Genomic DNA, 12,715 nt, shown 5'->3' with positions numbered 1-12,715 from the left:
GAAGGCCTAGTCGATATAGCCGAGCCGAAGCGCCTTGGCGACGGCATGAGCACGGTTGACCGCCGACAGTTTCTGGCAGGACGAGGCGAGATAGTGATTGACGGTATGTTCCGACAACTCGAGGATGACCGCGATTTCCGGGCTCGTCTTGCCGGCTGCGGTCCAGACCAGGCACTGCGTCTCGCGCTCCGTCAGCTTCGGCAACGACCGCTCGGCCTCCGACCGGGTCGCGTCCGCCTGCTGGAAGATGAGGTTGCAAAGCCAGGCAAGCTGGACCTGCTCGTTCAGCGAACAGGGTTCGCGATCGCCGGTGAAGGATACCGCGCCGCGGCGCCCACGCGAATCGTGAACGGGAAAACAGGTGCCGGACAACAGACCGAACTCGCGGAACAGCGACGTCACCAGGTCGTCCGCCCCGTCGCCGCGATTGCTGTTCAAGCCCGCCACGTCCCATGTGATAGGCCTGGTCGTTGCGCGCAAAGCCTTGATCATCGGGCTGGCCGGCAGCAGCTTGTGCCGGTCATAGGCGCGGACGAGTTCCGGCGGCCAGTTCGAGACAAGCGTGATATCCGCGAAGTCGTCGCCGAGATCGCCGGGAAGGCGGTACACGGCGAAGTAACGGTATCCCAAGTCGAGGGTCAGCTTCTTGAGAAGACGCAGGATGTCATAGGCCGTCCGGCACTGCATGGCAGCCTCGCTGTATGCGATCGCGAAATCCTCGACCGGCTCGGAACCTTCAGTTTGCACGACGTAGCCCAAGGCATTTTTCCCTGACAGGAATTGAAGAAAGACGCGCGGATAGTCCCATGCCGTCCTCCAGTCAATCTATTTCGACAACAGAATATGCTGAAAGACGGAGACGGAACGGGAAACCGCGCCCTTGTTGCCGAAACGCAATCAAAACCCCCCGGCCGGCCCGGAGGGCGCGGTCGAGGGGCCTTTGCTTCCGCCACCGAATTGGCAGGGTGGGGGGCGGCGGGGCAAATACTGTCATGACAGGGACGATTGCATGCCCGGCGGAAACCATGTCATCACCCGGCCGCTGGCCGGCGTGCGCCGGTCAGGCAGTGCCGCGCGGCACCTGCCTGCCCCTGACATTGAAACCCGCAGGCGATCGGTGCCGGACGCTGCGCTGCGCGCGGCACTGAATTGCCATTCCTGCCAATGACGATATTCATTGTGCGACCATTGAACACGAACGCCGTGCGTCTGGCCATTGCGTGGTCACGCGGGCCAGATCTCGCAATTGACATATCGCGGATGCAACAAAAGCAGGCCTGCCGCAAACCGGTCAGACAAACAAAAAACCGCCGGGATCCTCATGATCGCGGCGGAGCATGCGGCGTCTGTACTGCTGACGCGGATCAGAAGGCCACGTTCAATCCGAGACGGCCGACGATCATGTCGTTGCGGAAACGGTAGCTGATGCTTTCGCCCGGAAAGGCAACCGGGTCGACGCCCGACACGACGGCATCCTGGAGGTCCACGTAAAGCCCCTCGAGCTTCATGCTGACGTTCTCCGTCACCTTGTGTTCGATGCCGGCGCCGATGGCGTAGCCGTAGCGAACCTTGCTCGCGCTCCAGTCAGGGGAGGTGTAGCCAAGGCCGGGAAGGCCGATGGAGAAGCGGTTCGTCACCTTGCCGGCAGCAATACCGCCCGTGGCATAGAGCAAGGTCCGGTCGATGGCGACGCCTGCCCTCACCCGTGCCGTCGCCAGGACCCCGTAATCCGTATGGAATGCGGAGTTGGTGACCTGGCCCGTGAAGGGCGGAAACGGATTGGGATCGATGCGGGACATGGTATGCCGGATCTTGAAGTCGGCGAAGGAGATGTCCGCCTCCACGCCGCCGACGAAGGCGCCCCGCTGGAAATTGTAGCCGGCGGTGATGCCCCCCGTCAGGCTCTCGTTCATGTGGCTGATGGAACGCGGAAACAGGCCGTTCGCGACATCGAGCGGGATCAGGACGCCGCCATGGGCCCCCAGATCGGCCCGCCCGGTGGATGTCGCCAGTCCTGCGATGGCACCACCATAGAAGCCGTTCCAGGAGACGGCGGGCCGCAATTCGGCCGAGACGCCCGGCCCGTCGCCGGTCGTCTGGTCGATATCGCCTGCCATTGCCGGAGATGCGGCAAGAAACGCAGCAGTCAGGATATAGCGGATCATGATCTTCCCCAACGTCACCCATGGGCAGGCGCTTTCAACCGGTCGCCAACAGCCCTTTCGGGAAGATTCCTTCAGTCATACCTAATTTTAGGTTAACTGGATCAGCAAAGCCGTAAATTTCAAGCGGAAAGGCCCGGGCCTACCTCGCGGCGCCGGCCGGGCCAACGCAAGGGCGCTGCCCGCGACAGGCCCGTTCCCGGCGCAGGTTTAACCCAAATAAAATCAGTCTTCGCTAAAGTTTTCCGCAGTTGGAAGGCCGGCCGGAGGGGTTTCTCGGCTGGCGGGGATCCCCACAGGGGCATGACAGGCGGGTTCAGGGCATGTTCGAAAAGATTGCGAAAAGCTACATGGCACTGGTGGATTACTTCATCCCCCAGGATCTGAAAATGGATCGTGAAGCCTATAACCAGGCGCGCATGTTCCTGATCAGCCACACGATGGGTCCGATCCTTGGCAACACGGTTCCGCTTGCGCTTTTCCTTGTGGACCCGACGCCCGGCATGGACACTTTCTGGCTGTCGGTCTCGATCACGGGTTTCTGGGTCTTTCCCTTCCTGCTCAGGGCAGGGTTCGACTATGACCGGCTTGTGATCACGTCGGTGCTGAACCTGAACTTCTGCATCTTCTGGAGTTGCTATCACAATGGCGGCGTTGCATCGCCCACTCTGCCCTGGGTGCTCATCATCCCGCTGCTGTCATTTTTCTACATCGGCGGGGAACAGCGCCTGCAGTCCACGCTGCTGCTGATCTTCTCGCTCTGCTTTTCCACCTTCCTCGTGGCATACATCTTCATGGCGCCGCCGGCCAACGATGTTCCGGCCTATGCGATGACGAGCCTGGGGCTCGTCTCCACAGTGGCCTGCTTCGCCTATGTCGCGACCATGGCGATCTACTATTCGCGCATCTTCGATGCCGGCGTGGAACTTGAAAACGAAGTCCGCCGCAGGCGCCATGCGTCCGACGAATTGCGCCAGGCCGTGGCCAAGGCTGACCGCGTGGGCCGGATGAAGGCGGAATTCCTGGCGCGCATGAGCCATGAACTGCGCACGCCGCTCAATGCCGTCATCGGATACAGCCAGATCCTCAAGGAGGATGCGATCGACCTGGGCGACAAGCAGATGACCAGGGACGTCGAGAAGATCCACGATGCCGGCCAATACCTGCTGCGCCTCATCAACATGATCCTCGACCTTTCCAAGATCGAGGCCGGCCGAATGCAGTTCCGCCAGGAGACATGCCGTCTCGCCGATCTGGTTTCCGTCGCCATGGAAGACGCCCGTCAGGTGATCACCGCAAACGGCAACACCCTCGAATTCTACATCGAACCCGGCGTCGATGACGTCGAGACGGACAAGGAACGCCTTGTCCAGGTGTTCGACGCGATCCTCCGCAACGCCGGCGAGAACACCGAGCGCGGCCTGATCACGGTGACGTGCTCTTCCCGCGAAACGGATGCCGGCAAGATCTATGCGGTGGAAATCCGCGACTCCGGCAAGGGCATGGCGCCCGAACGCCTCAAGACCCTCTTCCACAACCTGCTCGACACGCGCGACGCCTCGCAGAGCAAATATGGCGGAACGGGGCTCAACCTGACCATCACCTACCGGCTTGCCGAGGCCATGGGCTGTTCGCTTTCGGCGGAAAGCGAGCTGGGCCGGGGAAGCGCGTTCACGGTCACGATCCCGGCCCGCTGGCAGGTTGGCGGGCACACCGCCGGAACGGATGAAGCCGCGGCGGCGGACAATGGCGCCATGGTGGCCACCGCTGCCTGAGGCCGGCCCGGCAGGACTGAATGGCAGGTCTTGCCCCGCGCGCAATCACGAACCGGACAGAGATGGCTTTTGATCATGCCCTGCCGCACTGGACACTCCGGTGCGGCAGAAGAAGTATCTTTGACCCCAGTTTTCCATCACCAATTGCCGTTTACAAGAGATTCACCAATAGTCCAACTATCTAATTTAGTAACGTTTGAATTTACCGAGATTTTCCTTTCCCCGGCTTAAGTAAGCGTATCAACAAAGAAAACGGGGATGGCGACAATGACCAACCAGCATACGATTGACGGCGTACCGGAAGCGGCCCTCCAGGGAAGCATGCGTGATTTCAGGGTCATGGAGGGCAGCGACCTGCTGGGTCGTTGCGAGAGGTTCTTCGACTGGCAGGACACGCGCCGCCAGTCGGGGACCTGGCCCTTCGGCCGCGCAACCGAGACCGGACCGGCGTCCACCTGTTCGGTGCGCGACGACGCCGGGCGCCTGTCGACGGGCGTCAACTTCGCCTCGCAGGACTATCTCGGCCTGTCGGCGCATCCGGCCATCCACCAGGCCGCCCACGATGCCATCGGCGTCTACGGCGTCCACTCGGCGGGATCGTCGGCGCTTGTCGGCAACATCTCCAGCTCGGTACGGCTGGAAAGGGAAATCGCCGATTTCCTGCACATGGATCATGCCATCCTGTTCGCCACCGGATGGTCTGCCGGCTTCGGCGTCATCAAGGGCCTTGTCCGCTCCCATGACCACATCGTGATGGATGCCCTGGCCCATGCCTGCCTCCAGACCGGCGCCCAGGCGGCGACACGAAACGTTTCCCTCTTCCGCCACAACGATGTCGAGCATTGCCGCGACCGCCTGCGGGCCATCCGCCAGCGCGACCGCGAGGGCGCCATCATGCTGGTGACCGAGAGCCTGTTCTCCATGGACAGCGACACGCCGGACATCGCCGCGCTCCAGGAACTCGCGCACGAATATGACGCCGTTCTCATGGTCGACGTGGCGCATGACCTCGGCTGCCTGGGCAGCGACGGGACGGGTCACATCGGCATCCAGAACATGCTCGGCAAGGTCGACCTGGTGATGGGCAGCTTCTCCAAGACCTTCGGCTCGAACGGCGGCTTCGTCGCCACCAACAGCCGCGCGGTCAAGGAATACCTGCGGTTCTACAGCCCGAGCTGCACCTTCACCAACGCCCTGTCGCCGGTCCAGGTGGCCATTGTCAGCAAGGCGCTGGAAATCGTCCGCTCGGCGGAAGGCGCGCAACTGCGCCGCGACCTGATGGAGAACATCCTGTCCCTGCGCACGCAGCTCAAGGACCGCGGCATGGATTTCTACGGCGACCCCTCGGCCATCGTGGCTGTGAAGACCGGCGACGAGGCGCTGGCGCGCATGACCGCGCGCGCGCTCCCCGATGTCGGCCTGATCGCCAACCTCGTGGAGTTCCCCGCCGTGGGCAAGGGCCTGGCCCGGTTCCGCATGCAGGTCATGGCGACCCATTCGGACGACGAGGTGACGGCTGCGGCCGACAAGATGGGCGCCGCCATGCGCATTGCCCAGGCCCGGCTCGATGCCGGTTACGACGAAATGCCGCTGCGCGCGGCCGTGTGACGGAAAAGGGCGCCGGCCGGGCCGGCGCCCTTTCTTTGTGCCGGGGGGATCCGGCGGGGGATCGGAGCAGAACGATGATGATGGACAACAGGCTGGTCAACTGGTTCGTGCCGAAGAACATTCGCGGCCGCACCAATATCGAGATGGCGCGGATCTTCGTGTTCACCCATCTTTTCGGACCCATGATTGCCCAGCCCATGGCGATCTACCTCTACATCGTGTCGCCCGAGGTGAACTATCAGCTCGAGGTCATGGTGGCGGGCATCTACAGCTTCCTGCTGCTCACCTTCGTGCTCAAGTACACCGGCAGCATGATGATCTCCTCGCTGCTTTCCTTCGTCGGCCTGGCCGCGGTCTCCCTTTTCGGAACCTATCATTATGGCGGGTTCAGCTCGCCGTTCCTGCCATGGCTGATCGTCAGCCTGCTGCTCGGCTTCTTCTATCTTTCAAAGAACACCTGGCTGGTCATCGGCCTGTTCACGGCCATTGTCGGCGTCTTCCTGACCTTCCTGATCCGTAACGGGCTTCCCAACACGGTTCCGGTCGAGGACCTGCAAATACTGAGCTGGCTGTCGATCGTGGCGGCCACGGTCTACATGTCGTGGATGGCGCTCTATTATGCCCGCATCATCGCCCTGCGCAGCGAACTCCAGCACGAGGCCGAACGGTTCAGGTCCACCATGGAGGAACTGGAAAAGGCGCGCGCCGTTTCCGAGGAAGTCAGTCATCACCGTTCGCTTTTCTTCTCGAAGATGAGCCATGAACTGCGCACGCCGCTCAATGTCATCATCGGCTATTCCGAAATTCTTCTCGATGACGCGAGCGACGCGAAGGATGGCAACGATCAGGCCATCAAGGACCTGGTCCGCATCAACAAGGCCGGCAAACATCTTCTGTCGCTTGTCTCCGAAGTGCTCGACTCCGACAAGATCGTCAACGACGTCAACGCCGTGGATGTCTCGGAATTCACCCTCGGCGAACTGATCGACGAGGTCGTCGCCAGCGCGTTTCCCCTGGTGGTCAAGAACGGAAACCGTTTCGACATCGACTGCCCGCATCGCGAGGCGCGTCTGCGCACCGACAGGACCAAGTTGCGGCAGATGCTCATCAACCTGCTCAGCAACGCCGGCAAGTTCACCAAATCAGGCACCGTGACCATGAAACTGAACATCGAGCGCAGCCTCGCCGATGACCGCTTCCATGCGGTGGTCACCGATACCGGCATCGGCATCGCGCCGGATGTCCTGCCGAAACTCTTCCAGAGCTATATCCAGGCCGATGCGTCGATTTCCAAGCGTTTCGGCGGGACCGGGATCGGACTGGCGATCACGCGGAAGTTCGCCATCCTGCTCGGCGGCGAAATCACGGTCGCGAGCCGTCCGGGCGAGGGAACCCAGTTCACCATCGACATCCCGGCGCATATCGAAACGATGCAGCAACCGCAGCCGGTGGAATCCGGGGAAAGTCATGAAACGTCCAAGGCAGCCTAAATTACGATAACGCTAAATCAACAAATACTAATTAGTCTAAGTAGACAGGTTGGATCAGAGGGCGGACACAGATGAATACCGCAGCAGCACACCAGATAACCGCTGACATGCATGAGATGCCGGGTTCACAAGCCGAACCGGCGCCGCGCATCCTCGTCGTCGACGATGTTGCCGACAACCGCGACATCCTCACCCGCCGCCTGGTTCGCCGGGGCTTCGAGGTGGTCGAGGCGGCCTGCGGACAGGAAGCGCTCACGCAGGTCGAAAACCAGGTATTCGATGTCATCCTGCTCGACATCATGATGCCGGATCTCAGCGGTAACGAGGTGCTGCGGCGCGTCCGCGAGCGCTTCACCAGCACCGAGCTTCCGGTCATCATGGTGACCGCGAAGAGCCAGAGCGAGGACGTTGTCGAGAGCCTGAACCTCGGTGCCAACGACTATGTCACCAAGCCTGTCGATTTCGCCGTCGCCATCGCACGCATCAACAGCCAGGTCGAGGCCAAGAAGGCGCATGACAGGAAGACCCTTTCCACGCGGTCGCTGGAAGCGCGCACGGAGGAACTGAACCGCACCCTGACTGATCGCGAGAGTGCGCTCCGTTCGGAGACCAGCCGCCGCAAGGTGTCCGAGGAGAAACTGCACTTCCTCGCCTATCACGACTCGCTGACCGAACTGCTCAACCGTCAGGGTTTTCGCGATGCCCTGCACCATGCCATTGACGAAATGCCGGTCAACGATCTCGAGCCCGCGCTTCTTTTCATCGACCTCGACGGTTTCAAGGCTGTCAACGACCTGTTCGGCCACGCTACCGGCGACAAGCTCTTGCGAACCGTGGGCGAGCGCATCCGCGGCCTCGTTCCCGAACATTTCGACATTGCCCGCCTGGGCGGCGACGAGTTCGCTGTCATCACCCGTTTCGCTTCGCAGCCCGAAGCCTCGATGGAACTGGCGGAAATGCTGGTACGCGAACTGGGAAAGCCGTTCCAGGTCGAAGGGACGACGATCAATATCGGCGCCAGTTGCGGCGTTGCCCGCGCCTCGCATTTTTCCTCCGATCTCGACGGCCTGATCAAGGGCGCCGATCTGGCGATGTATCATGCCAAGAGCAATGGCCGGGGCGGGGCGGTCCTCTTCGAGGCGCGAATGCTGGAGGAACAGGAAGAAAAGCGCCAGCTGGAGAGCGATCTGCGCCTCGCGGTCCAGCACTCGCAGTTCGAGCTCTTCTACCAGCCGCTGATCGACATCGGCAGCAGGGAGATCACCGGCTTCGAGGCATTGATCCGCTGGCCCCACCCGACCCGCGGCCTCATGTCGCCGGAAATCTTCATTCCGCTGGCCGAGGAAACCGGACTGATCAACCAGCTCGGCGCATGGGTGCTGCGTGAAGCCTGCAAGGAGGCCAGGACCTGGCCGGACGACATCAAGGTGGCCGTCAACCTGTCGCCGCACCAGTTCGAAAGCCCGTCGCTCCTGTCCACCCTGATCAACGCGCTCGCCGCTTCCGGGCTCGACCCCAAGCGCTTGGAACTGGAAATCACCGAATCCGCCTTGCTCGGCAACGAGGGCAAGAACGTCCAGACCCTTCAGGCCATTCGTGAACTGGGTGTGCGGGTGTCGATGGACGACTTTGGAACCGGGTATTCATCGCTTGCCTATCTGAAGAACTTCCAGTTCGACAAGATCAAGATCGACCGCCGTTTCGTCCAGGGCCTTGAGAACAACGTCTCCGACGCGGCCATCGTCGAGGCCATCATCAATCTGAGCCGGAACATCGGCGTTGGCACCACGGCCGAGGGGATCGAGACGGAAAGCCAGCTCCGTGCGGTGATCGGACAGGGATGCCGCGAAGGACAGGGCTACCTGTTCAGCCGCCCCCTGACCGCGCGGGACGCCCGGGATTTCATCAGCCGGTTCGTCTACGGCGGCCAATGATGCCGGACCCGTCGTGGCTGCATGGCAAGGCCTGCAGCCGAGACGGGCCGCCCGCCTGCAAATACTCGGCATCGGGCGTTAGGCTTTTTTCAGTCTTTGAAACTCTAGGCTTCCAGGACGTGACAAAAAACCAGGGCCTGAGAGAATGCCTTTCTTGAAATGGAAGAAATCAAGCCTGCTCGGACGGACCGGACAGATGTTTCATCATCTGCCCTTCCTCTTCACGTTCAGTTATGCCATCGGAAGTGTACTCTGGATATTGCTGAGCGACCGGCTTCTGGTCACCGTTGCACCCGCCTTTGAAGACTATTCGCGCTTCCAGACCTACAAGGGATGGCTGTTCGTCACCGTCTCCGCCCTTCTCATCTACGCGACGCTGAGACATGCCTGGAACCGCATGACCGCCGCCTACGACGCTTCCCTGGAGAGCGAGCGGCGTCTTGAACTCGCGCTCACCACTGCGCGCGGCGGCGTCTGGGAAATCGATCTGGCCAATGGCCAGCAGACGCTCGCCTACACGTCTTCGGAACTTGTCAGCCGGCTTGGCCTGCCACGCGGCCACCAGCTGACGATGGAAGAGTTCCGGTCCAGTCGCCATCCCGACGATATCCGGGAGAGCGAACGGGCCATCCTCGAAACGATCCAGTCGGGAGGGCGCAAGCCCTACAACCTTCGCCATCGCGTCATCACCTGCGACGGATCCGTCCGCTGGGTGCATTCCATGGGCAACCTCGTTCCCGGCTCGGGCAAGCGCAATGCCCGCCTCGTCGGCGTGGCGCTGGACATCACCGAGCAGATGGAGAACGAAGCCCGCATCGAACGCCTCCTGCGCTTCGATCCGGTGACCGGCCTGGCGCGCCCGGGCAAGTTCCTCGCAGACGTCGATGAGGCCCTTGCCGCGATGGATTCAGCCGCAACCTTCGCGCTGGGCCAGGTTCGCTTGGTCGACCTCGATCGCCATCTGGCTGACGACGAGACCAGTTCCGATGCCGCGCTGGTGCGCATGATCGCCGACCGTTTTCATGACATGGACGAGGTCGAGGTCTCGCGCATGAGCGCCGATACCTTTGCCTTCCGGACGAGATGTTCCGGCAGCCTGGCGGCCACCCAGCATGATGTGCGCGACGTACTCTCCGCCCTGCTCAAGCCCTATGTGCTCTCCGGCAACGAGATCCGGCTGCGCATCCAGGCCGGCGCGGCGATTGCACGGCAAGGCGCCAACGCCGTTGCGCTGCTGCGGAACAGCGGTCATGGCCTGGAAACCGCCGAAAAGGGCACGGACATTGCCGTCGGCTGGTTCAATGACGAGATCAGCGACGAATTCCGGCAGCGCAACGAGCGGATCCGCGACCTCGACCGCGCCGTCGCGCGTGGCGAGATCGAATGCCATTTCCAGCCGCTTGTCGATCTGCGCACGGGGCTTACGGCCGGTTTCGAGGCACTGGCACGCTGGCGCAGGCCTTCCGAGGGTCTGGTCCGGCCCGACGAATTCATCGGCCTTGCCGAGGAGTTCGGCCAGATCGGCGCCATCGGCGAGGAGGTCCTGCGCCAGGCTTGCGAAACGGCGCTGTCCTGGGGCAGGGACGGCCCGTTCGTGGCGGTGAACGTCTCGCCGGTCCAGCTTCACGATCCGGCCTTTCCCACCATGGTCGCCGGCATCCTGGCAAGAACCGGCCTGCCGCCCGGGCGGCTGGAACTGGAAATCACCGAGAATGCGCTCATCAAGGATATCGAGGCCGTCATCTGGCGGCTGGAATGCCTGCGCGACATGGGCATTTCCATCGCCATCGACGATTTCGGGACCGGTTATTCGTCGCTTTCGCTTCTCACCCGGGTCCCCTTCACCCGCCTCAAGGTCGACCAGTCCTTCATCCGTGATTTCGGCCGGACCCGCGAAAGCACCGTCATCGTCGACACGATGATCGGCATTGCAGACAAGTTGGGCCTCGGCGTGACGGCGGAGGGCATCGAAACCGCCGGCATAGCGGCCCTTCTGGCCGCCAAGGGACCGCTTATCGGACAGGGCTACCTGTTCAGCAAGCCTGTCCCGGCCGATCTGACCGCCGGGCTCGCCGGCCGGTCCTGGGCCACGGCCTGGCTGTCCTGCTCGCGGGATCAGGCGGCGGGGTCCCTGCCCATCCGCAATGCCGTCCGGCTTTCATCCTGAAGGGATCCCTCTTGCCTGCGCCCGCGCCGTCGGGACGTTCAGGCCGTCGAACCGGGGGCTTGCTCCAGCAACCGTGCGAGATGGCCGGCATCGCAATCGGCAAGCGCGCCGACCCTTGAAATGATGGCTTCCGCCCCGCCCGGGACAAGCGCACGGGCCTTGTCGCGGAGCCTTGACAGCAGCACATCCGCCGGAAGACGGTCGGCAAGGTCGTGGACGGCTTCCAGCGTTTCGCCATTGTCGAGCACGATTTCGCAGCGTGCCTGCAGGTCAGTGAGCCCATCGTCCCCTGCCACGGTCACCTTGCCGGCGAAATCGGAAAGGCGCGATTCCCCGGCGAGATCGTCCGTGTAGGTGCGGTCATTGCCGGTCGGGATGCCGTTGAGCACCATCCCGGCCAGCCACGCATAGCTGAACTTCACCTCCAGCCCGGTACGCGGCCGCTTGATGTCGCAGACCCGCAGCCACCGCGGATTGGTTTGGAGCGTCAGCGACCGGACGCGGCCGGCCTCAAGGCCTTCCGCCGCGAGCGGCAGCAACGCCTCGATCATGGCATGGGTGCCATGGCAGCAGGCGTGGAACTTGTACTGGTTGTCCGGCAAGCGGAAGCTTTCGGGCGGAATACCGCCCTCGAAGGCGGCATCGGTTGAAAGCCCCTCGCCATGCGTGGGGATGAAGCCCTGGTCTCCCATCAGCCCGTCATCGGCCGAGGTGAACCCGGCTGCAGCCAGCGCGCTGCATTCCACGCCGTTGGATGCAGCGATTCCTGCATTGTAGGGCTTGCCCATGGTGCCGAACTGGGATTTCAGGCCCGAGGCGCGCGTTGCGCAAAGACCGATGGCCGCGCGCATGCGCTCCCGGTCGAGGCCGCGCAAACGGCCAGCGGCGATCGTCGCCCCGAACGCGCCCGCCGTGGCTGTCTGGTGAAAACCGCGATTGTAGTGTCCTGCGCCCAGGACGCGGCCGATGCGGATGGCGGCCTCCGCGCCCAGGGCGAAGGCATCGGCAATCGCCTGCCCCGCCGCACCCGTCTCCTCGCCCACCGCGAGCGCCGCCGGGTAGATCCCGACCGAAAGGTGGCCGACATGGTCGAAATGGGTATCGTCGAAATCCAGCGCGTGACTGATCGCGCCATTGACGAGCGCGGCCATGCGCGCCGGTGCGCGCCCCCCGCCGAACAGCGTCGCCGTGCCGGCTCCGCCCTCCGATGCCGCAAATCCGCGCAGCTTGCCCGCCAGCGGCTCGCCGGCCCCCGCCCTGCCGCAGGTGATCCAGTCCATGAGTGATGCCTGAGCGACCTGCCGCACGTTGTCGGGGATCTTCGCCTCCGGCAAGGCGGCGATGTCGAGAACGAGATCGATGAGTTCCATGCTGCTTCCTGTCCGGCCGTTTTCCCGCGATCTTGCCACGGCGGCACCCGCTGTGACACAGGCGCATCTTATGGGACCGGCCGACCCGGTCAGGCAAGGGGCCGGACCTTGATACCACCTATGCGGAATCGTTCTTGTCGGGGGATCTGCTCGCCCTGGCAGGCTCTCCGGGCGGGCCCTGGAGCGGCGATGCACTTGCCGCCAACGCA

General features: G+C 63.0%; 8 protein-coding genes. 5 read left to right on the top strand and 3 right to left on the bottom strand.

The genetic code is table 11. The annotated features are described in order from the left end of the window. Positions 1–6 precede the first annotated feature (6 nt). Both ACLB6G_RS03555 and ACLB6G_RS03550 read right to left on the bottom strand, forming a co-directional pair. Positions 7–747, bottom strand: a complete 741-nt coding sequence (locus ACLB6G_RS03555; RefSeq protein ID WP_410354726.1) for a LuxR family transcriptional regulator — start codon at positions 745–747, stop codon at positions 7–9. 617 nt (positions 748–1,364) lie between these two features. Continuing rightward, entirely contained in the window at positions 1,365–2,165 is an 801-nt protein-coding gene (locus ACLB6G_RS03550; protein WP_410354725.1) for an outer membrane protein, read from the bottom strand. A 320-nt stretch (positions 2,166–2,485) separates the two neighbouring features. Here ACLB6G_RS03550 and ACLB6G_RS03545 point away from each other — a divergent pair, with 320 nt between their 5' ends. The 5 genes from ACLB6G_RS03545 (at position 2,486) to ACLB6G_RS03525 (ending at position 11,136) form a co-directional block, all read left to right on the top strand. Next, the gene (locus ACLB6G_RS03545; protein WP_410354724.1) at positions 2,486–3,937 is read left to right on the top strand and encodes a sensor histidine kinase; all 1,452 of its coding nucleotides are present in this window, start codon (positions 2,486–2,488) and stop codon (positions 3,935–3,937) included. Between the two features lie 267 nt (positions 3,938–4,204). Continuing rightward, the gene (locus tag ACLB6G_RS03540; protein ID WP_410354723.1) at positions 4,205–5,545 is read left to right on the top strand and encodes an aminotransferase class I/II-fold pyridoxal phosphate-dependent enzyme; all 1,341 of its coding nucleotides are present in this window, start codon (positions 4,205–4,207) and stop codon (positions 5,543–5,545) included. Between the two features lie 74 nt (positions 5,546–5,619). Further along, positions 5,620–7,035 (top strand): ATP-binding protein, encoded by a 1,416-nt coding sequence (locus ACLB6G_RS03535; protein WP_410354722.1) that lies wholly within the window; start codon positions 5,620–5,622, stop codon positions 7,033–7,035. A 107-nt stretch (positions 7,036–7,142) separates the two neighbouring features. Beyond that, positions 7,143–8,969, top strand: coding sequence for a putative bifunctional diguanylate cyclase/phosphodiesterase (locus tag ACLB6G_RS03530; protein ID WP_410354721.1), 1,827 nt, complete (start codon positions 7,143–7,145; stop codon positions 8,967–8,969). Between the two features lie 196 nt (positions 8,970–9,165). Continuing rightward, entirely contained in the window at positions 9,166–11,136 is a 1,971-nt protein-coding gene (locus tag ACLB6G_RS03525; RefSeq protein ID WP_410354720.1) for a putative bifunctional diguanylate cyclase/phosphodiesterase, read from the top strand. 38 nt (positions 11,137–11,174) lie between these two features. On the opposite strand, the gene ACLB6G_RS03520 is transcribed toward ACLB6G_RS03525, so the two are convergent. Further along, the gene (locus ACLB6G_RS03520) at positions 11,175–12,506 is read right to left on the bottom strand and encodes an MmgE/PrpD family protein (protein ID WP_410354719.1); all 1,332 of its coding nucleotides are present in this window, start codon (positions 12,504–12,506) and stop codon (positions 11,175–11,177) included. Between the last annotated feature and the right edge of the window lie 209 nt (positions 12,507–12,715).

Source organism: Zhengella sedimenti (assembly GCF_046506625.1).
GTDB lineage: Bacteria > Pseudomonadota > Alphaproteobacteria > Rhizobiales > Rhizobiaceae > Zhengella > Zhengella sedimenti.
This window is presented reverse-complemented; position numbering and strand designations above follow the sequence as displayed.

Excerpts from the sequence above, each read along its gene's own strand:
- ACLB6G_RS03525 (WP_410354720.1), top strand. The coding sequence starts at position 9,166 with ATGTTTCATCATCTGCCCTTCCTCTTCACGTTCAGTTATGCCATCGGA.
- ACLB6G_RS03530 (WP_410354721.1), top strand. The coding sequence starts at position 7,143 with ATGCATGAGATGCCGGGTTCACAAGCCGAACCGGCGCCGCGCATCCTC.
- ACLB6G_RS03550 (WP_410354725.1), bottom strand. The coding sequence starts at position 2,165 with ATGATCCGCTATATCCTGACTGCTGCGTTTCTTGCCGCATCTCCGGCA.
- ACLB6G_RS03545 (WP_410354724.1), top strand. The coding sequence starts at position 2,486 with ATGTTCGAAAAGATTGCGAAAAGCTACATGGCACTGGTGGATTACTTC.
- ACLB6G_RS03535 (WP_410354722.1), top strand. The coding sequence starts at position 5,620 with ATGATGATGGACAACAGGCTGGTCAACTGGTTCGTGCCGAAGAACATT.
- ACLB6G_RS03540 (WP_410354723.1), top strand. The coding sequence starts at position 4,205 with ATGACCAACCAGCATACGATTGACGGCGTACCGGAAGCGGCCCTCCAG.
- ACLB6G_RS03520 (WP_410354719.1), bottom strand. The coding sequence starts at position 12,506 with ATGGAACTCATCGATCTCGTTCTCGACATCGCCGCCTTGCCGGAGGCG.